Here is a 24,698-nt window from a genome sequence, read left to right as displayed (position 1 = left end):
TTAAGTATCTGATATTGGCTATACTTTTGTTGTATAAAAAACTTGTTAACTCCATTGCCTTTTAAAAATAAATAAGTCTACGTTTTTTACTGAATTCAATATCCGTAAAAACACCTAATTTAATTTATAAGTATTTGACTATTAAATCATCTTGATTTTCGATAAATCAACATCGTTTTGTTTTTCCCATTCTTAAATAGGTTTTAAGTCGGCAAAAAGCACTCGTCATTTCGTAAATTTAGAGAATGCGTTTTCTAGTGTTATTTCTCGTTTTTTCATGGGGTGTTTGGGCACAAAAACCAATCGATCCCGATAAAATTATCGCGTTCAATATTACCGTTAATACCGAACAGAGCACCATCAAAACACAAATGCTTAAAAACAATAAAAGCATTAAGATACATGATGATGCCGATTACCTCTGGTACAGTTCCAATAAAATAATGGAAACAAAGGGTGGCTACGATGGTAAATTAATTCATGGTTATTACAAATCATTTTATTTAAACAACCAACTGAAAGAAAAGGGCAAAGTAAAATACGGCCTCAAAAACAGCGAATGGAAATACTGGTACGAGAATGGTATGCTCAAGGAAATTATTACCTGGAAGAACGGTAAGAAAAACGGTAAATATTGTCTCTATAACGAATACGGCGAAGTAATGGCAAAGAGCCGTTTTAAAAATGATGTTTTACACGGAAAATTTTACACCTACGCGAAAGGCGGTAAAGTTTTAGAAAAGAAAAAGTTTAAGCACGGAACGGAAATCGTTAAGCAACCAAAGTCTGTTAAATCAAAAAAGAAGAAGGAATCCTCTCACGAAGAAAAATTAAAGTCGGAATCCAATACAAAAGAGAGAAAGTGGAAGCAAAAAATGAAGTCGTGGTTGAAGCCTAAACCAAAAACAAAAAAAGATAAAAAAGCTAAACCGGTTCATCAACAAACCATCAGCTAATGTGGTACAGCATTAAATTAAAAGGAGGCGCGCTTTATTTGTCGCTAATTATCGGCATCGTCATCAGTTTGTTTCTGGGTTTGCTGGTGGTTTTGGCGCGATATAATCACACTTCTGTTTTGGTAAGCGCTATTGAACAACAATTGAAGTATGATTTGCAAAGCGGCATAAACATGGCTTTATCGCCTGCTTTCTCTCAAGAGCAGAATAACCGCTGGCTAATATCGGATAAAGGCGATTCGATTAAAACTAAAAAAATAATCTGGGGCGCTTATCAGATTATTGGTGTGAGTTCCGGCAGAGGGAAATTCAGTAAACACTTTTCCGCCTTATACGGCACCGCCACTAAGCGTGATACGGCTTTGGTGGTAGAAGATAACGGTCGGCCAATATCTGTTTCAGGAAAAATAGAAATGAATGGCAATTGTTATTTGCCTTCTCCCGATTTACGTCCCGCTTTTATTGAGGGCTTGTCCTTTAACGGTATCAGTAATTCGGGATTTATAAAATCGTCGCCTCGCCATCTGCCTGAGCTTAATCAAAATTTTGTGCAAGCTGTTACGGAGGATGTGTATCAATTAAATCCTAATTCGGATAGCATAGTCAGCGAACTGCATGATTGGACAAAGCTTAGTTTCACAAGTAAAACCGCCGTCTGGCAAAGCACCTCTTTGCGATTACACAATGTTCATTATGACGGCAATATTAAAATGATGTGTGATGAGGTTTTACTTGAAAAGGATGCGTTTCTGGAGGATGTTTTAATAATTGCCGATAAAGTGCGTATTAAGGAAGGCTTTCACGGCTCTGTTCATATCATTGCCCGCGATTCGATTATTGTTGAGGATAGTTGTGTTTTAAAGTATCCGAGTTCGCTTGTGGTTGCAAAGAATAAAACTTCCGTTGAAGGTGGTTTAAAAGGTATTTACATTGGTAAAAATTCGGTGATACAGGGCAGTCTTATTTGTTACGCGCCCGATGTAAACAATAATGAGGTACCCCGTTGCTTTGTAAAATTAAATCAGGGATGTGAAGTGTATGGCTTGCTTTACAGCAGCGGGTATTTGCATTTGCAGGGGAAATTATTCGGCAACGCTTATGGCAAACGCCTGATGGTAAAATCGAATTCAGCTACTTACGAAAACCATTGGATCGATACCTATGTGAATCCTGTTAAACATAGCGGAAGTTTAATGGTGGCGATGTGTTTTAATGATAATCAAAAACTAACATGCTGCAAAAGTTATTGAATAGAAAACTGAACGGAAGTACTTTGCCGGAGGTGTTAGTGGCGCTGGTCTTGCTCACGTTTTGTACAAGTCTGGCTGTTATGATTTACTTGAACGTACAGGAAAGTACACAGCCTTTTGCCAGAATAAAAGCACAGGAGCTGTCTGAAAAGCATATGCAAAAAGTCCTCACATCAACGGTATTAAATGAGTATGAAGAAGAGGAAGCGGGTTTGCGGGTTCGTTGCAGGATTGGTGAACTTAATCAGTACGGAAATCGCTACATAAAAATTACAGTGTTTAATTCATCGGATAAAGTGATCAGTGAATTGCAGGTGCTTAAATAAAAAATTGCATGGCTTTACGCTTGCGGAAATGCTGGTAACACTGGCTTTGAGTTCGTTATTGGCTTTATTCGCCTATAAGGGAATGGGGCATGTACAAAACATGTTTCATGAGTATAACCGTCAAACCGCATTTATAGCCGCTTTCCAAAATTTGCAGCAGCGTCTTACTTTTTTTGAAGAGCGTAAGTCTGTTCTTCTCCACGAAGGCAATAAGTTTTTTCATAGGAATGATACGTTAAATGAGTTTATAAAAGTGGAGAAGGATTTTATATTGATTCACCACCGTCACAAAGCCGATACGTTTAAAATGCCCTGCGGTGAAGTAAAAATAAAGTATGCTTCCATGGCATCGGAGTTTAATCCGCAAAAGGCAGTGGAGCAAGCCGAATGGGAAGTGTATTACAAACAGCAAACGTTTGTGATATCCATTCTTAAGCGATATGACGGGCTGACGCGTTTTAATTACGAAACACAAAAGATAAATTAAAATGCAAACCATCGATATCTCAAAATATAAAAACACTAAAACGGTAACGGCTGCTGCTAAGGGCGATGAAAATTCGTTTAGCATTCAGAAGCTATTACAAACCGAGATAAAATTCCTGAGTAAAAAGTTTGGCGATAAACAGAAGGAGTGGTTTTATGCGGAGCTGGGACTTTTACTGTCGGCGGGCGTTGATATTATTACCGCGTTTGAAATTCTTCAGAATGAATTAAAGGAAGAAAAGCATAAAGCCATCTTAGTAACAATAAAAAACAGAATTATTTCGGGTGAGCCTGTCAGTTATGCTTTCAGACAATTTGATGAATTGTTCAGTAACTACGAAACGGAGAGTATAAGAATTGGGGAGGAAACAGGAAAACTTTCTGAAGTGTTGATTGAGCTGGGTAAATACTACGCGGATGCCATCAAATTAAGACGCCAAATTATAGGTACGCTTACGTATCCGATTGTGGTTATCAGTTTGTCGGTGGCCATTGTATATTTTATGTTAACATTTGTGGTGCCAATGTTCAGCGACATATTTAAACAAACGGGCGGACAATTGCCTGCCATTACGCAGCTATTAATAAAAATCAGTAATAAATCCGGTTTAATATTTTATTCATTGGCAGCTTTCATTTTTTCATTTTGGTTACTGCACCGGTTTAATGCTAAAAAAGAATGGTACCGTAAAGCGGCCTCCGCCTTCATATTGCGTTTGCCATTGGTGGGCGCGTTAGTCAGTAAAATATATTTAGCCAGATTTTGTCAGTCGATGCGTTTATTATTGAGTTCGCGTGTACTTCTGATGGACGCTTTAAATTTGGTAAAGGGTATGATTGCTTATTATCCGATTGAAGCGGCCTTAGAGCAGGTGAGTAAAGATATTTTAAGCGGGAAACAATTACATGAGAGTTTATCGGCACATAAAATATTTCCGCAAAAACTCATTGGTTTAATTAAAGTTTCGGAGGAGGTAAATGCGCCGGAACAAATATTTTTAAAGTTAAGTACACAGTACAGCGATGAAATAGAGCATCAGCAAGCGGTCATGGGAAAAGTGATTGAGCCCTTTTTTATTATTGTGCTTGGCTTTATCATTGGCTTCATTTTAGTGGCCATGTACTTACCATTATTTCAACTAAGCAACGGATTTTAATTATTTATATATGAAAAAACTCAAACAAATAAGAACTAAAAAATTAAAGGGCTTTACACTCGCCGAATTAATGGTTGTATTGGCAATTATTGGTATTCTGGTTTTATTGTCGCTGCCGGTACTCATGCCGCTTATTTCCAAAACAAAAGCCATGGAAGCGCAGTTACAATTAAAGCATTTGTTGCAATTACAGAAGAGTCACTTTTTTGTGCATTCAAAATACAGCAATAATTTGGAGGAAATTGGTTTTGAGCAGGCCAAATTGGTAACCCAAAACGGACACGCCAATTACAAAATTGAAATTGTAAGCGCGGGAAACAATGCGTTTAAAGCGCTTGCCACATCGGTTACCGATTTCGATCAGGATGGTGTTTTTAATGTATGGGAAATCGACTCGCAGGAGAATTTAAAGGAAGTCACCAAAGATTAAGATGAGTCATCAGTTGCTTTGGTTAGTGCTATCGTTTGTGTTAGCTTTTATTATAGTTGTTCAGGATTTCAAAGAGCGACTCATAAGTCTTTGGCTGGTCATTATTTATTTTTTGAGTTGCTGTGTTTATGTGTGGTATTTTCAGGGAATAGCTTCCTTATTAAGTAATGCTCTATCTGTTAGTTTATACATGGCATTTACTTACCTGGTTTTAAAATTGTATTATTTCTTAAAAGAAGGAAAGTTTAATAGGGTAATGGATAAAAAAATAGGATGGGCGGATGCCTTGTTGTTTTTTTCGGTGGGCCTCACTTTTGATGTTGTAACATTAATTGTTTTTTCGGCCGCCTTATTTGTTTTAAGCGCTTTGCTAAGCTTGCTGTTAAAGTCGTTCAGGCATTATATGCCTTTCGGAGGTGTACTGGTTTTGTTTCACAATCTCTTAATAGCCGGATTTTTAGTCGTTAAATAAGTCGGTGTGTAAAAGCAAACAAAGCCACGCCAACGCTGTTTTTAGCCCCTGTTTTTTGAAAGATGCTTTCGCGGTAGGTATCGATAGTGCGCGGACTCAAACACATGATGGTTGCAATTTCGCGATTGGTATGTTGGTTACAGATTAATTTTACCACTTCCAGTTCGCGTTTAGAAAGTTTTGGTGCGTTTTTATCAGGGATTATTTTTCGTGTAACGGATAATCCCTTTGCGAGCGCTACTGAAACTTCATAATCGAAATAATAACCTTCCGAAATAACGGAATTAATGGCCTTGATGATTTCTTCTGTTTTGGTGTTTTTGGAGAGAAAAGCATTGACCCCTTTTTCCATGAGTTTAAAGGCGAGTTCCTGTTCGTAATAGGAAGTTAGAATGATGATTTTTACGTGAGGATATTTTTCCCGTACGATTTCTGTTGCTTCCATGCCGTTCATTTCCGGCATTTCAATATCCAGAAGTATAACATCCGGCTGACGTACTTTCAATTTTTCAATCAATTCTTTACCGTTTTCGGCTTCAAATAAAACATCAATATGTTTGTATTCCTGAAGCAACGCTTTAATGCCTTTACGAAATAGGAAATGATCATCAACGAGTGCAATTGTTTTTTTGAATTTGATGGGGGTCATAAGTTTGGCAAGATAGTGCGCTAGTTGATACGTGTCAATTAGGAGAATTCCTACATTTTATAAAACGGTTTAGCGAGATTGGTAAATTCGTCGAATTTTCGGAAAAACAAGCCACTTATTAATTCAAATCCTATTTCTTATAGTATTGGCATAAAATTTGAAGATTTAATCGATATTTTTAAGACCTGTATGATTAAAATAAATCGGATTAATTCACCGTTTAAGCAACCTGATATTGTACTTTGTTTATGAGTGAAATTAAAGTTCTTATTGCCGAGGATCACCGTATGTTCAGAGTGGCGATCCGAAATCATCTTATGGATTATAATATTGAAATCATTGGAGAAGCTTCCAACGGTTTAGAGCTTTTGGCACTTTTGAAATCGCATCAGGTTGATGTAGTTTTAATGGATATAGAAATGGATGGTTTAGACGGAAGCAAAACTCTTGATATTCTTGTTAAAGAGTATCCGTTACAAAAAGTAGTCATGTTAAGTCAGTATGATGATTCATTATTAATACAAAATTTTCTTAGTAGGGGAGCTGCTGCGTTTGTGAATAAATCAGAATCAATAGATAGGCTTGTTGAAACAATCAAAGCTGTTATGTATTCAGATCAAACCATAGAGTACAGTGGTGACATTAGTTTCACACGACGTGAGATGGAGTTAATACCGTATTTATGTGAGGGCTTAACCAATGAGGAAATTGCTGAAAAATTAAACATTGTTCCTAAAACAGTAGAAGCACACCGTTATCGTCTCTTCAGCAAGCTTGGCGCGAAAAAGCTTTGTGATTTTCTGAAAACGGCTTTTCAAAAGGGATTTCAGTTTATTAAATGAATTATGTTTCGCGTCAGTTATGATTCATATAGTGTTTGGCAAGTTGATGATGCTACTCATAATGCATACAATGAAATTTAAAAGAGAAAACGTCGCCACCACGCATCGGTTTTTTGTTTCCACCTTCGCTTTTGAAAATTTATTCAATTGGGAGTAACTCCGTTGATCCCTTCTTACCAAGAGTCAAAATGCAAAAATCCGCTGCTACGCATCGGTTTTTTGTTTCCACCTTCGCTTTTGAAAGCAAAGCTTTCAACGCTACAGCGGAAACAAAAAATCCCAAGCCAAAAGCTTGGGATTTTTGCATTTATCGGTGGAGAAGCCAGACATATTCTCGAACTCTTTTAAGCAGGATTTGGGTAAAATAACCATCATTCTAAAACAAATTCTAAATAAAAGGTCGTATGAAGTATCTATTTAAGCGGCTACAAGAAGATAAAAACGGTTGCCCCCAGCGTTTTTGTATATTTACTTAGCACACGGATGTAACCGGTTACAAATATTTGAAGCGTCGCCTATCCGTAAGTTATGTTCAATGCGCACGGGGACTCGTCTTCGGCAGACAATTCCTCGACAGAAAAGAATTTTCGTTAGCCGCTTTTCCGGACAGGTTCCAAACAACCATTTCGGCGGACAATAACCAAGGTTTATTTTTTTGCTTTCCCGGCACTCTTTTGGCTGAAAGCCAATTAGAGCAGCCATCTCACAAGCCAACGCACTTTTTCGGCTGACACAGCAGTAGTACCGCTATCCCAAGCTGCGGTCGTTTGTATTTTTTCCGTTCCTCCAAAAATCCAAACCACCTCGCGCCAACGCGCAGACAATAGGGTGTGGCGAAGCCACGTTTGTGCGATACTCCCTACGGTCAAATAAGGCGCAAGCCTGCGGCAGCATGGTATTTTTTAATCTTTAAATCGCCAAAACTTTTCATATGAATATCAAAAAAATCGGATTTTTTTTTCATATTCATCAAAAGTAAAGTATGTTGTACTCCCTGTCAAAAAAGTACCATAAGTAACATCCTTTCTCTTTTCCTCATCAGTAATAATAAATGGATTGATGATGTAGGCAGTTCTTTTACCCTCTTCGTCTCTAAAGTGATACCATTGTTGGCTAAAGTATGATGCGGTTGTACCTGTATCCGGTGCAATATTAAAAACATCAATATAAAAGGACTATTTACCCTTAAAAATATCTTTTCTTCCCAATGCGATGGTTAATAGAAATGGTGATGCTGTACTCCCCGAATAAATTAGATCAATGGATTCTAAATTATCTTTTTGTTGATCGACATAAGCCGCAGGTAGCAATGTTAAAAGATTATTATACTCGGTAGGATTATTCCTTTTAGTAAAAGAATAAGCCGCTGATGCCGATAGTCCGGAGAGTTTGGAGCTTAAGTCTTCGTATTTAAACTCAGAATCAAACTTTGCGTATTTCTTTTTCGCCACTTTTTAATTTATAATACAAATACTAATTCAATTTTCATAAAAGTCAATATTTTTTCCCTCATTTAAAAGACGCTTTCGCTCATTTGCAAGATTTTACCAATGAAAAGTTGCAAAATGAAATGCTAAAACTTTGTAAAGTCCGATTTTTTAGTTATATATTTGTATAACAAACAAATTACCATGTTACAAACTGTACAGAACAATAGTCCGCTCGCATTTCTTGCACCAACTCAATATTTCGCAGGAATCAAATCCAACATTATGGATAGCGTTTACGCAAAACAAAACGACACCAATTGGTGTTGGGCAGCCTGCATCGAAATGATTGCAAAATATAATGGTGTAAATATTTCTCAAGAATATTTTGCTCACTCTTATTGCGGAGTTGGTTTCAATGGCTACATCAAAAATTGCCCAGCGCCGGTAGATATTATTACCGAGAATTTAAATTGGTGTGCGTATACAGGTTGGGATAGAAAAAGAACACATTGCATAAGTACATCCGCTCATCATGGTACCCCTAACGTTGAAACTTTAATAACATTACTCAAAGCAAACATTCCAGTTATTATTGCTTATAATACTGGATTAAATGTAGGGCATGCGGTTGTTCTTAGCGGAATATCTTACACCGACGGTATTTTCGGAAAAGAATTGGTTTACGTTGTTGTGCGTGATCCTGCAAATGGCAAACTGGTTTACCGTAATCCTGAACAGTTACTAAAATTAATTTACGCTTGGTGGGTTCCAACCGTAACCAAATACAGATAAATAAAAGAAACTGCTGAGACTGAGGGATCATTCCCCTTCGGATCCACTATTAAATATAACTATATGGGCTCGTAGTTTAACTGGCTAAAACACAGCACTGTCATTCTAAGGAAAAGGAGGCAAATTGTTCCTTTTTTCATTCTGAAAACTTCTTAATTTTAACCTCAAAGAAAATTATATATTTGATGCTATGAAAGGATATATATATACAATGTTTGCCGGTGCAGATCCCGGTGCAGGTTGGGAAATGACCGACCCAATTTTTGATAGTCCTCCAACACTTGGGGCTTGCATGCCGCAGATTCGTCGTGCTGTCGAGATAAACGACCACATCTTTACTATAAGCGGTCGTACTTCAGGATTCAAGCAATATTTGGTTGGTGGTTTTCAAGTACAAGAAAAAATTAACGCTATGATTGCGCGTGATAGGTTTCCGCAGTACCGCCAACGCTTACTTGAAGATGGTAGTATTGCTGGTAACATTATCGTTGATGAAAAGGGAAAACAAAATAAATTCGATTATCATGAAGGTAATTTTGAAAAGCGAATTGAAAACTACATTATTGGTAAAAACCCTCTTATTTTAAAAAAAGAAAAAGAGATCGAAGCCGCGCGAGGTAAAGAGACCATGGATATTTTAAGAGAAGTGTTTAAGAAAAGAGGAGGTAAAATTCCGTTTGATGTTATCGGTCGCTGGAGAAAGTTAGATGAAAGGCAAATCGAATTACTCAATAGTTGGCTAAGAGAAATAAAGAGAGGTTAAATGAAAAACCTTTCGCACTATATTCATAATTCAACTTTAGGTATAGATCTCCTATCGAAGAAGTCTGGTGTCGCAAAAAAAAGACTAATAGAACTTATAGAAGGTTTTGAAGCAGCATACAATGAATTAAGTGCAATTTCTAACGTTTTAAATCTGCCCATTTCTTTTCTTTTAAAAGAATACAAGCAGGAAAATCAATACGAGGTATTATTTAGAAAACAATATGGAGCGGCAGCCGATGTATCTGTTGTTTCCAACTTTGATTTTTTCGTAAATAATGTTTTGGAACTTCAACCCGATGCTTCTAAAGTTGAAAAATTTAGCGCAATCGTAAAACATGTTGAAAACACTTTCGTTAATGCTGATGCATTAGCATCATTTTTCCGCGATGTTTATTTTGACGGAAATCATTTTGATCCATTGACTTCTCTACCGGAACTCTTATCTAATAAATTAAATTTTATTGTAAAGGTCAAGGAACTTGGTCCTAACGCCGATGGTGCGTCCGCCTCAATAAAAGATTACGTTTTTTTAATTGTTTCTCCACGCTTTGAGGGTCGTATGCTATTTACATTAGCTCATGAACTTGCTCACGTTCTGAATCATCATGAACAAGGTGATTATGTTTACTTTGATAAAAAAATAAGTCTAAGACCCAAAGACGACAAGTTCAAGATCGAGGGCTTTGCAAACGCTTTCGCATCCTGTTTGCTCCTTCCGGAAAAAGGGGTTGCAAAATTTATACAAAAGGTAAGAGACAGTTTTCACATTGATCCGCAAGCACGACTGAGTGATGTGGAAATTGTGCATCTTGCCAGATTTTATGGTGTTAGTTTTGATGTAGCTGCTTTCCGTTGCGAAACTTTAAGTTTGCTTCCAAAGGGGGGGGCCTATACCTTGTCCCAAAAAATAAAAGAAGATTTTGGAAGTCCTGAAAAACGCGCGGATTCTCTCGGTGTTGCACCACGAGACCCATTGTACTTTCCAGCTGCACCAAATTTCGTTCTTGATAAAGCAGTTTCGCTAATTGAAGAAGAGAAATACTCAATTGGCAAAATTGCAGATTTACTTTCTATTCCTGTTAACGCAATATTAGACCATCATTCAAAAATTGGCTGATTCAAAGGAGATAGTTCTTGACGCTTGTTCATTAATTAATCTGATGAACTGCGATAGGCTTGATACTGTTTTGAATTTAGCTAACACAAAGTATTACATAAGTCAAGCTGTTTATTACGAGGTTGCTAAAATAACGTCTCAAAAAACTGAAGTTGACAAATTCACTGCTAATGGTAAACTAATTGTTTGGACACAAAACATTAGTGTTGGATTACTTTCACACCTGTTTGATACCTATGGTTTAGGCGATGGAGAAACAGAATCAACGGCTATCTGTGTAGAAACTGGTTTTTTACTTTGCTGCGATGACAGAAAGGCGAGAACCGCGGCACAAAAAGAAATAACAGATGCTCGTTTAATGGGTTCCTTAAGACTTCTTAAGCATGCTGTCATCGAAAACATTATTAAGTGTACTGACGCACAAGTAAGCTATATCGAAATGGTAGTTAAAGGCGGATTCTTACCGAAGAACGTCGAAAATGATTATTTCTGTAGCGCATCGTAGTTTGCTTGTAATTGCCTCAACTTTTCAATTATCGGATTACCCACGCACTTTGTTGGCGTTGTAAATTCAGTACTGCAAAACTCACACAAATGGTGTTCGTGCGGTCTAACCGCATTGTCCAAACGATCAGTATGCGGCTCATTGCAATTCGGACAATTAATTGATAAAATTTTCCCTTTAAGATGGGTCAAAGATTGTTGCACCATTAAAATTCGGATTTCCGTGCCGTTGAGTTCAATCCCATCTATGTTAACTTTACCGAAAGTTTCATCGGCAAAAGCCTCAGTCCCTCCTTTATCTTTAAATACATGCACGTGGATTCCTGCTTCTTCATTTCTTTTAGCTGTCCAAATAATTGCCGGATTCGATCCCCAAATCTGAATTCCTCCAGGATAATCCTTTTGCTGAATATTCAATTCACGATCCACAATTTTTATTGTTCTGTCGTTAAATGAACTTCTGAATATTTTCTGTATTTCAATCACTGGGTTGGAAATTCCTCGCTCAGTGTCTAAGAAATCCTTTCCACAATAGGTACACATATGTTTCTTATGATAAGTAACAGCAAAAAAATCCGCGTCAATATGTGGTTGGTTACAATTCGGACAATTAATACACTTCATATCTTTGCCAAATACCATAGATGCCGTATAAGCGTGGGCAATCTCGGTATTTAACATTATCCGTTGTTCATTTCCGAATAAGTCCTTTTGTGGTGTAATTACTTCAATTTCTTTAAAAGTATAATCAATTTGTTTTTCGCCTGTTTCTTCCTGTCTTGTATGAAGATGTATTCCTGAATCATGTCCAATATGAGGAGAGGTGTTATAAACAGGATCAAGCGAACCCCACACACCAACTCCGCCTTCCCATTCATTGGGATCAAGAACATATTTATCGTTTTCATTAATCTTGGGAAGGTCATGCTTCCTACATTTCTCTGGCGTTTCAAATCCTATCGAATCCGCTAAAGCAAAATGGGTCTTGCACCAGAACTTTGGCTTACCATTCCGATACTTCCCCATATACTCGATTTTGCAGATATCCATGACTAAACGAATTTACAAAATTTACAGCTACAATACAATTTCCTATATTTATGAATGAATAGTTCAATAACTGATAAAGAAGCCCTTGATATTGCATGGAAATACTTCCAGCAACATGCGCAACAACGATATACGTACCTAAACTATTTTGTGATTTTCTCTGCTTTTTAAACGACCGGTTTAGTCGCAACCTTTCAATCCAACTTTAGCGCACATTACATAGGCACAGGGCTTGGTGTTATGCAGGTTTTTTGTTGCGACAATTTTTTGGAAAATAGATCAGCGAAATAAATTTTTAACCAAGCATGCAGAAAACACTATTAAAGAATTTGAATCCTGAGTTCAATAACCTAACGTCAAAAAGACAAGAGTAACAATATAAAAAAATGCAAGACATACTATTAGACTTTATATCAAAATACATTTCTCTGACAAAAGAGGAGAAGGACGCATTACTTTCATTAGACTTGTTTCATACAGTAAAGAAATGAACGGAACGGTTTTACTCGATGAAGGATAAAAAACAAACAATGGCTATTTTGTATTAAAAGGCTGTATCCGGACTTATTACATCTTAGAAGGAGATGAAAAAACTACTGCTTTCTATACGGAAATGGATGTTCTGACACCTCCTTGTGTAATAAATAAAGCTAGACAAGGAAGACCGTAAGATATGGAAACAAGAAGTAAACGGAGGAAAAGTGGCTATGGTTAGAGTAGAATGAAATTATCAAAAAAGTGGGTAATTAAACAATGTGTCCTCATTGAAAGGATGAATGGTAAAATTTCAAGTGTTATTCCAAAAACAACATAATCAATTTTTTCCGGCAACAATATTTCGTTGACCAAAATATAAGTAAAAGCAAGATAAATTAAACTCGAAAAATTGTGAAAAGAAAATTTTTAACTTACGACTTTGTTTTTTATTCTAAGTGTTTTCCCTTAGCCATTTAAATTTTTAATATTAATCGGAACAGCCATTTGAATGAATAATAAAGCCCCAACATAAGCTGAGGCTTTATTAACTTTAATCTCGAAAGAAAATTATTCCTTCACAATCTTCACGATAGTTGGAGTAGCCAGATATATTCTTGAACTCTTTTAAGCAGGATTTGAATAAAATAACTATTGTTTTAAAGTATATTCTAAATAAAAGCTAGTCTTAAATATCTGTTCTAGCAGTCACAAGAAGATAAAAGGATTGAATCCCCACCTCACATGATCGCTAAACGCACATAACCGATCTTCTCTACCAAATCGAAAGGTGTTGAACTCTATGGTCCTAATTTTTTCATTCACAAAAAAAATAAGCCCAAAAAATTAATCAAAATCAATACCTTAGTGTCTACTCATGAACGTCCTGCAAATAGATATTGTTATTGTTGACGATGAGTCTCTCTTCGTGAAAGGCTTAGTTGCATTGCTTGAACCCGAATACATAAGAACGCTTGATACCGCAAAGAATGGAGAGGGAGCACTTAGGCTTTTAGAAACCTTGAAACCCGATATTGTTCTGCTCGATCTCGAAATGCCATTGCTTAATGGAAGCAAAGCATTGAACAGTATTCGAAATAGATATCCAAAGCTAAAAGTGATTATCGTTTCCTCTTATCATGACGAAGAACTAATTAAAGACTTGTTAAACCGAGGAGCTTGCGCTTTTGTTTCAAAAAAAGATAGTAAAGAAATCCTTGTTGAAGCAATAAAGGTTGTACACAACAAAGGTATTTATAAGAAGAATTTACCAGAATTGTTCCAGAGTCCGGCGAAAAAGGATAGGCATTATTATAAACTTATATTTACAAAGAAAGAGTTGGGGATAATTTCTCTCATGTGCCAAGGCAAAACAATTAAGGATATTGCCGAACAGCTTGATACATCTGAAAAAACTGTAGGAGGACATTTGACAGCTATATATAAAAAGGTGGGAGTTAAAAATAAAGGAGAATTCTTGAAATATTCCATTGAGGCCGGACTTCAGTTTGTAAGTTATCCGAGAGATTTTAATTCTAATTTTATTTAACAAAATAAAATTAAACATGTCATAAGTAAAAACAAGGAGTATCCCTTGGGTTTTTAATTTTGGTTAATATCGCCTTGATCATTTGTTAATAATTAAGTACACATAGCATTACACTAATCTAAAAAATCTTGCGTTTATTTGAAAGCACTCATCTGCGTTCTTTTTTCATTCCGACCTTTTGTTCTCTCTAATTTAATTGCGCTCCAGTTCTATTTGATCCTGTCCCTGCCCTTTGCCTCTTGGTATTAGAAAATAAACACAAAACAGCAATTATTCACCCATCATATGAAAAGACTCCTCCGCCTCGTATTAAGGAATTCCATTTCCATCATTAAAAACCTTCAATTGTTTAACTAAAATTATTATACCGGTTTAACCGGCCTAAACATCTTTAAAAAAAATTAAACCCACCAATTTATGAATACCAGAAATTTCAGAGTAAAAGGACAAATCAGTTGCTTATTCTCTCCTGGCGGCGGTGTGCCTCCAGAAACCTTACATCTGGCCGATATAGGTTATCAGCTTTGGCGTAAAACGCCACTTGGAACAGTTTTCCTGGGTAAGGGTGTTACAGACAATAATGGCGATTTTGTTTTTGATATACGAATTGATAGTCCAATTGACTATATAGTTGAAGGAAAAATCCATGAGGTCTTTGCAAGCATCTATTTTAACGGGGCCGAATTAACTCCTACAGTTCCTATACCCGCAATTACATTGCATGAGGGATTCAATGATGTTGGTGTCTTTGAGGTTGAGGTATCAAATATAAATAATCAAAAGGTTCCGGATAGTAATTCACCCATCAGGGTTTCAAAACCTGTGTCGAACTCAACTACTTTTCATCTCCATTATTCTGCGGATGTGCCTCAGACCGTACCAGCCGATCTGATCGCAAACTTTACAATTTATGAGCCCGATGGCTCCACCCAGTCTCAAACGACTTTACACCCTAATACAGAAGGTTACATACAATTAAGCTCGCCGGTTCAATCTTTGGTGGTAATAAAACCGGAAGGCGAAACCGTTATTAATTATTTTGTGACCGGACCGTTTGACAGAAGAGATGAAGAAAATTATCTTGAAGTAACTGGCGCTGATCCAGCAACCAGCATATATACCCTGATTTGGGATATCGTTGTCCATGACAACTCGCTTCACATTAAAGATGGAGATGGCAATTTTCACCAGATCCTACCGGCAATTTCACTATCCACCAACACGAAAGCAATCTTTATTAATAAAAATGGACAAGTATTTGGATTTAATGACTCAACAAGTGAGTGGGAATTGTTGGGTACGTTGCAGTTTACAAGATTTGAGTTTCCGGAAAACCTTACTGTTGTTTCTGATGGTTTTTATGAGCCATCGGCCGGTAGTGGAACAATAACAACCGGAACTTTAGGAAGCCCCGGAACTCCTTTTGAAGATTTCTTTGGAGCTACACGAAACCGGGAACCTTATTTTACCAAAGTTTTACTGGAAGTGTTTACCGACAACTCAGGAACTCCTCCAATTTTTTCAGGAAATTTTGTAGTTAAACCCGGAGATACAGATGTTCATGACGTGCTTCTCCCCGGCGTACCACCCACAGAACCTGATAACTCGCCAAGTATTACCGATATACAGACCATAAGCGGAATTACTTTTTCGCCATCGTTTGAAGACTTTTTAGTATCGAATGGGCTCACCACAACAAATAAGATAAGACAAGCCGGACCAATCACTTATATTAATGGTTTTCCTGCTCCCGAAGTCGGTGAAGAAGAACTGAAGACTTTGCAAGGTCACGTTGATTTATTTTCCCTCAATGCAGATGCGACACAAAACCAACATCTCATAGCAGAAGGATATGGTGATCTTCAGAGAATTGGAAATACTCCAAAAGATCAGTTTCTCAACGATGTGGTAGATTCAAGCATGCCTTTATTCGAGGCCGCCAGAATTCATGAAATAGCAGTTCAAAATCAAAAACTCGTTGGGAACCTGCTGAGTGGATTATTGACCGATTTAAAAATGGTCAATCCGGCCATACCTGCCGTGACTAATTCCAATTTTATTACAACCTCGTTGGCGAATGCTGTGAACTCCTGCGGATGCGATGATTGCAAATCAGGAATAAGTCCTTTTGCTTATTTAATGGATCTGATTAAATATGGAGCGGCACACCTTGATCATAATGGAACACCCCCATATGTACACGGCGGAACCATCAACTCTTTTGTCAGTCTTATTTCAGATTTATTTCAACAGCCCTTTGGCAGTTTAAATGTGAACTGTAATACACTACACGATGAATTTTGCAGGGTAAGGTTAGTGACCGAAGTTCTTGAAAAGATAGTTGATATAAAAATTGCAAACGGCCAGTTATCGCCTGCGCAGATCGCGAAATTGAATTCTGAAAGGAATCAATTCTTCATGCTGGTTTATAAATCCATTTTAACAGAAGCCGGTACTTCACTAGAAGAACTCAGGGATGTTGTAACAACAAAACCGGAATCTGATAAGATTGAAGCGGCACAGGCTCTAGCCAATAAACTTGGTATACCTCTTTATGATCCGGTATATCCAAATTTCACCGCCGATAGAATGTATCTGACCTTGGTGAACGCGAATCCAAACCAGTTGTTAAATGCAGCGAATCTTGAAGCAATTTTTGGTTTCAGGAATACCAAGAGAAACGTGCTCACAAATACACCGCTGTCAATTATGGAGCAATGGCAGGCCATTTATTTAAGGAGCATTTGGAAAACTGAAGATTATGCTTTCACAAACTATAGCCGGGAGGATGTAGTATTCAATAACGACAGTACGTTTAAGCCAAGCTGGCTACCTATTATTGATCCGGATATCATGGGCTGGAGTGACATGACCTATGTTACTTCGCCTTACGCCAAAGCCTTATGGGAAAACAGAAAACAGCAATCAGATATCTTTCTTGATTACTGCATAAGCAATAACACCAACACAAGAAGAACATCGGCTGATTTCAACAACAGAATAATTAAAGTTTTAGACAGAGACATTGTTACCCATGTTATAGAAGGAAACATCATACAAATACAAAGACCCTTAAACGTCTGGAATAATTTTAATGTATTGAATTTAAGTCTTAATCAAACGAATACAGATGTTGCTTTAAAAAAACCCACACCAACTGTACCTCAGCCTAGCATGGTTCGGCCGCTCGGAGTAAATCCGAAAATGAGATACAAACGGGTACTGACGGTTTTATCGGGTTACGTAGATACAAGTGGGGGAGCTTTAAATCCTGTCATAAATTTTCCGACAGGTAATCCTGTACTTATGGATCAACTTGCGGGAGGATATGCCAAATTTGAGAGTACAGCAGGCAGCTCGCCATATCAAACCAGTCCGCCGGTAACTTCTTTAGTTATCAGTTCAATTGTTTTTAATTCTTCAACACAGGTTACTTTGACATTGACAGGTGGAAATGGCGCAGACGCAACTTTTCTTTCGGGAACAATGAATTTTGTGTACGAGGTTGAGGTGCCGATTTTCACGGATGTGATTGTATATCCAGATAACCTCACTGACAATCTTTTTACTGTAACACACAACTATAACCTGTTAAGCCCGGTACCATCTGGCATGACCAGTCCGTTAGTGTATACAACATGGAATCCTCCCGGAAGCTGGCCACCAGTAATAACGGCGACAACGAATTGGGAAAGGTTAAAACAAACCTACAACGCGCTTGCTTCTGGTATTTCAGTTTCAGAGCTAACGGCGATCATTAATGTGAATTTACGCATGTCGGTAGCGGCATTCAATCAAATGATGCTGTTAATGCTAAAATGTGAAAACTACCAGAATTCAATGTTTACGTTTGAGCGGCCGACTACCAGTGAGCTTTATAATCTTGCATCGATCATCTGGACAAGTGCAAAGGTTCCTCAACGAGATACATGGGTGAAAGAAGAAATAAAAGGATCTTCTACCCCTCCGGCAATGTTGAGATTAGACAGCCAGTTCTTCTGGAAATCAATTACGGAGCCCGTAGAGGGTTCCTGGGACCCGAGCTTACAAACCATACCAGCAACAGTTGGAGCCATTAACTCTACACACTCAGCAATCATCGACCCGGAATTGTTACCTGAGATCAATCTCGTTGTTAATCCAGAAGCGGAGCCCTACAGAGTTCTTTATAATGCAAGGCAAATTATTTTGGATGGATACTTCACAACGTTCAAAGGTTTTACAACAACCGTAACTTTTGATCCGGATGCATTTACAAAAATGCTGAACCAGATCAATACAGGAAATCCAAATACAGCATTTAATATTTTACCATATACATCTCTTGACACTTTAATCGCCGATCTTCAAAGCACAGATGCTTTTAAGCAAAAGGAGGCGAGTGATATTGCCTGGGCCGCATTCAGATTAACCAGCGCTCAGTTACTCGAAGTAGCTCCAGTTAAAACATTGTGGGAATTGAACGATCCGACTAAGCTTCCAACTTCCGCCCAGATTGATAAGGCCATAAAGATTTTAATATCCGCTTTTAAAAGGCAACGTTTGTATCCAACAACGACGTCTACGGGATCGGGATGGATTCCAGAGGAAATAACAGGAAGTTTTCCTAATGGCGTTCCAGTGCTGTATTATAATGTCATGAAAATGAGAATGGCACCAGGACGCGGGAATGTGGAAAATAGGACGGCTTGGCAACTTACCCTTGCCGAATGGAACCGCCAGCCATTCATACAATCGGATATTATTCCACCAGAATACATTAAGAATTTTGTTCCGTCCAATTGGGTTTATACAACATGGAATTTAAGACGGATCGCACTAATCAATACTTACAATGCGATTGCGGTTTATATCAACCCATCAGTTCCAACAGCGGGGCAGCTTTTTACTAATTTACAAGGCCAGCTCGATCTGATAGTGCAGCGCGTTTCTTCTACAACCCCGCCTTCGCAATTCGATTATCTGCCATACTTTACCGACCTTAAAGTAAAGGAGGAAGACAAAGAAGATATTCGTCCATTTGTGGCACAGTTAGGAATGTCGATGACGGAATACAGGTTCTTAAGTAAGATATATTCAGTACTTGAAAACGCTACGCCTTCTGGCCCCTCTCCGTTAATAGAATCGGAATACGGTGATATTATTGATATCCTCATTCATATCAGGAACATCAATCTTCCATTCAGCCAGGTTCAGGAAGAGTACACGCAAGGAATTATACTTGATCAGGATTATTTTCAAGTGTTTGTACCTCCAATTTCAAGTTTTCCGCTTACGGACCTTCAAACTTTAAACAGATGGCGAGCGCCTTATAGTGCGCGAAAAGAATGGTTAGACGCCTTAAAAACCAGAATTGCGAAAGAAAAGGCGGTGCAAGAAAGATGGAAAGATGTTTTGCTTGCTGCGGAAGATGCGAACATGCCTTATATGCGTGATGCCCTGATCCGAGCGTTACAACAGCCTTGCGAATTATTTGCAGATGCCTGTGAGCGACTGGCTAAAACTTATTTTATTGAAACCAAAGATAATTGCTGTGTAAAACATACCAGGGTTTCGTTTGCGATAGAAACTTTGCAAGGATTGTATTTTGCACTTCAGACAGGAGTATTTGATGACTTTGTAAGCAATTTCAAACTAATAGCCCCGTATTTTGAAAGGGAATGGCTTTGGCTGGGTTCATACGCTACATGGCGTTCGGCGATGTTTATATACCTCTATCCTGAGAATCTCCTCTACCCAACCTTAAAGAGAAAGCAAAGTCCCGCGTTTATTAACCTTTCTTCTACACTTCGTAGCTCTAACCGGTTTAGTCCTGATGACGCTTGTTTTGAAGCCAAGCAGTTTCAGCAATATCTGATCGATATAGAGAATATGGAGATCACATGCAGTACCAGCGGCAGGTCTTATTACAGAGATTTAAATGCCAGTGAGTGCTGCAATGATTCAAATATTCTCAAGTGGGAGACCTATTTTTTCGGTCAGGCCAAAAGTGGCAAAACATATTGGTGCAAGAAACAAACCGAGGATCCAGATGGTTTGGAATTCTGGCAGCCTTTGCCATTAAACATAAAAGATGTAAAGTTGCTTGGCTGCTATATTCTTGGCTCAAGAGATGGCGGATGGAAACCAATTGAAATGTCCCTATATCTGTTTTACCGTTACCTGGATAATGGCAAATTGAAAATGGGTCAGTTAAACAAGCCCCTCTTTGATCCTGACGGAGGGTGGTCTGCGCCGAGTGATTGCGAAGACTTACCTAAACTGGATGACGTTGAGCCGGCATTTGTTACCGCCTGCCAGCACAGCATGGATTGGGAAATGCCACAATTTATTTTTTCTTATGGCAAAACTACCAACTTTGAGAAAATCACATACGTCAGGAATCCTTGGAGGCGACACCCATTCTGGAAACCGCTTGACTGGTTTATGAATCCAGTTACTCCTGTTATCACTGTTACAACATTTTCGAATGTCCATAAAGAATTCGGCTATGACTTTGACAACAACAAGTTTATTGACAACAAATACAGGATATATACAGATGGTCCTGCAAATGTAAAACCTGTAACAGCCATCTATCATCCTGTAACCTTTCCACCACCACCACCAAACCCTGCTCCAAGTCCAAGTCCGAGCCCCAGTCCGAGTCCTACAGCGCAATATAATTATGGCTTAGGCGCCATTACTACTGTTTTCCCCAACTCTCTATACTTCGGCTATGTTGGGAAAGAAGACGCTTATGGGTTTATAGATACGGGAATTGGCGATGTCATTGGTGCATTTGAAAGCCGTTACCAACCGAATGCAATTGTCTTATTATATAACAATAATACAACCAGAACATTCGCTTATAAACCTGCTATTAGTAGTTATAATCCACCAATTCCGACTCTTCCTTCGAGCAATTTAACACCAGCAGAGATAACAATTTTCTCTCCCCAGCTTTTCAGTTCCCCCAATTCCTGGATAAAGAAGGTGTACCCGTTTTTCCAAGACAGAGATGCACCAAGAGGTTATGCGTTAAGAGATTATGTGATTGATCGTAAATTCAGCGTAAGAATACTAAATCATAATTCAGCTTCAAATTTTTGTATTCTTCATCCGGAAGAGATTTCAGATATACTAATTGAGTCAGCCGAGTGCATCACCGACATGGCAGCCCGTAAACTAACAATTGAACAGAAGCTGAAAGAGAACATGAATCAGCCACAGGGCATTTCCGCTGCCTGGATAAAACGTCCAGCTTGTGTAAAAGATCTTTTGTACGAGGCATTCTATTTTGTTCCCATGATGCTTGCCCTTGATCAACAGAAACGAGGTCAGTTTATTTCAGCACTTGAATGGTACAGGTCAGTTTACGATTATACTATCGCGCTCATTGATCAACGGAAAATATTCTATGGTCTGAAACTGGAGCAAACGATACCAAATGTATTTTACCAGGCTCCTGACTGGCTGCTTGATCCGCTTAATCCGCATTTGATGGCGCAAACCCGGACAAACGCATACACAAAGTACACAATCATGAATATAGTACAATGTATGAACGCATATGCTGACCGCCAGTTTACTCTTGATACCATAGAGACGGTTCCGATTGCCCGTAAATTTTATAGCGAAGCGCTTGAACTATTGAAGATAAACGGTCTTCTTGTAAAAGATAATATGTGTGTAACAGCAGCTAATGCCTGCCTTGACGCAGCCACTGGAACTGAAACTGCCAGAACCTGGAGCACGATGTATATAAAACTGAAGGATGATCTTGCCGGAATAGGCAGTTCTGCAGTTATTGAAAGTATCTCGCCTGATATTATAGACCTATTGAATTCCGCTACTGAGGAGACCTATCCTGAGAAATTCGCAGCGGCATTTGAACTGATTGAAAGCTCAACGCCAGCCCCACCACCTGAGGAAGATGTGGTTGCATTTATGGACGGACAAGACCAAAGGCTAAACGATGCAGCGCGATATGTACTTGCACTAAACGATCCCAAAGATTTTAATCAATCGGTAGGTGAGTGGTATGCTACGGCCGTTGCGGGAATCTCAGGAATCAATGTAGATGATCTGTCAACTCCAGATGGCGCAGCCAAAATAAGCTGGTTGACCAATCCTGTGCCGGATAATGCTACTGGGTTTACTTTCGGATTTACCGATGTAGCGGGAAAACAATTCTTCGCAGGTGACCTGTCTTATAATCCAAATAATCCGGGACCCGTTTCTTACAATGTTAATTTAAAATATAAGAACGCGCCATCTGTTATAGGATTACAACCAATTGAAATGCCTGTAAGTTTTAGTCCGCTTATAGATTTCAAATTCTGTTCACCGAGCAATCCTGTATATCAGAGCTTGCAGATGAAATGCAACCTTGAATTATTCAAGATATTCAATTGCAGGAACATTGCGGGGATTGTGAGAGAATTGAGTCCATTTGCTGCACCTACCGATAGTACAACAGGAATCCCAATTATTGGAGCAAGCGGAAACCTTGTGCTGCCGGGCGTGAATAACTTTGCACCAACCCAATACCGCTTTAGTGTGCTCCTGGAAAGAGCGAAGCAGATCGCACAGCAAGCCCAGCAAATGGAGAGTTTATTTTTAGCTTCCATTGAAAAAGAGGACGCTGAAAACTATGCAGTCTTAAGAGCAATCCAGGATCTTGAAACTACCCGTGGTACAATTAAGCTGCAAGATCTGCGAATTAATCAGGCAAAGGATGAAAGGGTTGTGGCGAGCTTGCAATTAGACAAAGTGAATTTTATTCAAAATCATTATAATGATTTAATAGCAGATGGATTATTGGATTTTGAACAAAACAGTTTACTTCTTTTAAGAATAAGCGCCGGATTGCAGATAGGCGCTGCCGCACTAAATATAGTTGCATCAGGTGTATTCAGTAGTTCGACTAAATTCGGAGATGCTGCTGGGCAGCTTGCATTGGCGGCTAGTAACTTAGCTTCGTCACTTTCTACTTTTTCATCTGTTCAATCTCAATTAGCTTCCTTTAAACGACGAGAACAGGAGTGGAAATTCCAGAGCCAGCTCGCAGGTTTTGATATTAGCATAGCAAATCAACAAATTAAGATTTCAGATGACAATATCCGGATTGTGACTCAAGAACGTGAAATTGCGGTATTGAATAACAATCATGCGCAACAAACCGTGGATTACCTTAAAAATAAATTTACCAACGCTGAGCTTTATAATTGGATGGGACAGGTTTTAGAGGGGGCTTACAGCTATATGCTAAATTTATCCACTGCCATTGCAAGAACAGCAGAGCAGCAGTTGTATTTTGAACGCCAGGAACAAGCTGGGCCATTTATTCTTGACGATTATTGGGAAACTCCGTCATCCGGATTTACATCTGGAACCTCGGATGCGAAAATTGACAGGCGGGGTCTGACCGGTAGCGCACGTTTGTTAGTGGACATAACCAAACTGGAACAACACGCTTTTGAAACCAACAAACGGAAACTGCAAATGACAAAAACAATATCACTTGCTCAAAACTTCCCTTCAGAGTTTCAGAATTTTAAAGAAACAGGCGTGTTGAATTTCGAATTGACTAATAAGCAATTTGATTACGATTTCCCCGGACAGTATTTACGCCTGATAAAAGGCGTAAGAACATCTGTAATTGGTTTAATACCTGTTTATGACAGTGTAAAAGCAACTCTTACTGCTAATACCATTTCATATACGGTTATTGGGGGAACTACTTTCCAGAAAGTTCCTATCCGTCGCGTAGAAGTTGAATCTGTGGCGCTGACATCTGCAAATAATGCAACCGGCGTTTTCGAGTTGCAACCTGTACAATCGGAATTACTGAATCCATTTGAAGCCATGGGTGTTGAATCTCAATGGGAATTCAAAATGCCACAATACAGTAACCGCTTTGATTATAGCAATATTGCGGACGTAGTCATAGCTGTTGACTACACAGCTATAGATAGCTTCCAGTACAAAACCCAAGTGTTGCTGGATAACGATAACACGTTATTCTTTAACCGCGGATTCTCATTAAAAAATAATTTCCCTGACCAATGGTATGAATTGGGAGAGGCACAAGAAGGACCGTTGACCTTTAGTGTTACAATAGAGTTGAAACGGGAACTGTTCCCGCAGGGAATTAAGGACTTAAAACTTGATGGAACGAACCTTAGTCTGTTATTCGCAAGGGCCGATGGATTTGAAGATGAAGTTGAAAATTTTGACTTTTTATTAGCCGGAGGAAATGTTTCACTAAACAAGAAGACAAATAAAGGGATTCTTTCCGTTGGTGTAAATACACCGAATAACAGCCCTGTAATGAACCTGACGCTTGTGTTCGATAATAATTTTACGAACAGGGAATTATTTTCAAAAGGAAATGTAACGGATATTGTATTAATTGTTGGTTGCAGAGCTGAACTCATTAAATATCCTTTATAAGATTGGAAACCT

Annotated in this window: 17 protein-coding genes; 14 read left to right on the top strand and 3 right to left on the bottom strand. The window is 38.5% G+C overall.

The features are described 5' to 3' along the window. Window positions 1-245 precede the first annotated feature (245 nt). From J0L69_10055 to J0L69_10025, 7 genes are read left to right on the top strand one after another with little or no spacing between them, the layout of a single operon-like run. Entirely contained in the window at window positions 246-956 is a 711-nt protein-coding gene (locus J0L69_10055) for a hypothetical protein (protein ID MBN8693530.1), read from the top strand. After that, the gene (locus tag J0L69_10050) at window positions 956-2,206 is read left to right on the top strand and encodes a hypothetical protein (protein MBN8693529.1); all 1,251 of its coding nucleotides are present in this window, start codon (window positions 956-958) and stop codon (window positions 2,204-2,206) included. Before J0L69_10055 ends, J0L69_10050 begins: the two co-directional genes overlap by 1 nt. Further along, complete coding sequence (locus J0L69_10045; protein MBN8693528.1) at window positions 2,188-2,532, top strand: hypothetical protein; 345 nt, start codon at window positions 2,188-2,190, stop codon at window positions 2,530-2,532. The genes J0L69_10050 and J0L69_10045 overlap by 19 nt, the downstream gene beginning before the upstream one ends. A gap of 28 nt (window positions 2,533-2,560) precedes the next feature. Further along, window positions 2,561-3,019 (top strand): hypothetical protein, encoded by a 459-nt coding sequence (locus J0L69_10040; protein MBN8693527.1) that lies wholly within the window; start codon window positions 2,561-2,563, stop codon window positions 3,017-3,019. A gap of 1 nt (window position 3,020) precedes the next feature. Further along, on the top strand, window positions 3,021-4,175 hold the full coding sequence (locus tag J0L69_10035; GenBank protein ID MBN8693526.1) for a type II secretion system F family protein: 1,155 nt from the start codon (window positions 3,021-3,023) through the stop codon (window positions 4,173-4,175). A gap of 10 nt (window positions 4,176-4,185) precedes the next feature. After that, on the top strand, window positions 4,186-4,605 hold the full coding sequence (locus J0L69_10030; GenBank protein ID MBN8693525.1) for a type II secretion system protein: 420 nt from the start codon (window positions 4,186-4,188) through the stop codon (window positions 4,603-4,605). A 1-nt stretch (window position 4,606) separates the two neighbouring features. Continuing rightward, window positions 4,607-5,077, top strand: a complete 471-nt coding sequence (locus J0L69_10025; protein ID MBN8693524.1) for a hypothetical protein — start codon at window positions 4,607-4,609, stop codon at window positions 5,075-5,077. On the opposite strand, the gene J0L69_10020 is transcribed toward J0L69_10025, so the two are convergent. Continuing rightward, on the bottom strand, window positions 5,070-5,726 hold the full coding sequence (locus tag J0L69_10020; GenBank protein MBN8693523.1) for a response regulator transcription factor: 657 nt from the start codon (window positions 5,724-5,726) through the stop codon (window positions 5,070-5,072). The two genes, J0L69_10025 and J0L69_10020, sit on opposite strands and share 8 nt — an antisense overlap. Before the next feature lie 287 nt (window positions 5,727-6,013). Between J0L69_10020 and J0L69_10015 the strand changes: the two genes are divergently transcribed. After that, a complete protein-coding gene (locus J0L69_10015; protein ID MBN8693522.1) occupies window positions 6,014-6,568 on the top strand; it encodes a response regulator transcription factor in 555 nt (184 codons plus the stop codon). Window positions 6,569-7,743: 1,175 nt separating this feature from the next. On the opposite strand, the gene J0L69_10010 is transcribed toward J0L69_10015, so the two are convergent. After that, on the bottom strand, window positions 7,744-8,019 hold the full coding sequence (locus J0L69_10010) for a hypothetical protein (GenBank protein MBN8693521.1): 276 nt from the start codon (window positions 8,017-8,019) through the stop codon (window positions 7,744-7,746). Window positions 8,020-8,199: 180 nt separating this feature from the next. Here J0L69_10010 and J0L69_10005 point away from each other — a divergent pair, with 180 nt between their 5' ends. The 4 genes from J0L69_10005 (at window position 8,200) to J0L69_09990 (ending at window position 11,177) form a co-directional block, all read left to right on the top strand. Continuing rightward, entirely contained in the window at window positions 8,200-8,790 is a 591-nt protein-coding gene (locus J0L69_10005; protein ID MBN8693520.1) for a C39 family peptidase, read from the top strand. Window positions 8,791-8,980: 190 nt separating this feature from the next. After that, window positions 8,981-9,553 carry a hypothetical protein gene (locus tag J0L69_10000; GenBank protein ID MBN8693519.1) on the top strand — a complete coding sequence of 191 codons (573 nt, stop codon included), beginning with the start codon at window positions 8,981-8,983 and terminating at the stop codon, window positions 9,551-9,553. After that, window positions 9,554-10,672 carry an ImmA/IrrE family metallo-endopeptidase gene (locus J0L69_09995; GenBank protein MBN8693518.1) on the top strand — a complete coding sequence of 373 codons (1,119 nt, stop codon included), beginning with the start codon at window positions 9,554-9,556 and terminating at the stop codon, window positions 10,670-10,672. A gap of 43 nt (window positions 10,673-10,715) precedes the next feature. Beyond that, window positions 10,716-11,177, top strand: coding sequence for a hypothetical protein (locus J0L69_09990; protein ID MBN8693517.1), 462 nt, complete (start codon window positions 10,716-10,718; stop codon window positions 11,175-11,177). On the opposite strand, the gene J0L69_09985 is transcribed toward J0L69_09990, so the two are convergent. After that, a complete protein-coding gene (locus tag J0L69_09985) occupies window positions 11,156-12,226 on the bottom strand; it encodes a hypothetical protein (GenBank protein MBN8693516.1) in 1,071 nt (356 codons plus the stop codon). The two genes, J0L69_09990 and J0L69_09985, sit on opposite strands and share 22 nt — an antisense overlap. A 1,351-nt stretch (window positions 12,227-13,577) precedes the next feature. Here J0L69_09985 and J0L69_09980 point away from each other — a divergent pair. After that, complete coding sequence (locus J0L69_09980) at window positions 13,578-14,249, top strand: response regulator transcription factor (protein MBN8693515.1); 672 nt, start codon at window positions 13,578-13,580, stop codon at window positions 14,247-14,249. Window positions 14,250-14,666: 417 nt separating this feature from the next. Further along, a complete protein-coding gene (locus tag J0L69_09975; GenBank protein MBN8693514.1) occupies window positions 14,667-24,686 on the top strand; it encodes a hypothetical protein in 10,020 nt (3,339 codons plus the stop codon). The last annotated feature ends 12 nt before the right edge of the window (window positions 24,687-24,698 follow it).

The sequence above is a fragment of the Bacteroidota bacterium genome (assembly GCA_017303905.1).
Lineage (GTDB): Bacteria > Bacteroidota > Bacteroidia > B-17B0 > Aurantibacillaceae > JAHEYG01.
The sequence above is the reverse complement of the archived record's forward strand: the minus strand, read 5'-3'. Positions and strand labels throughout refer to the sequence as shown.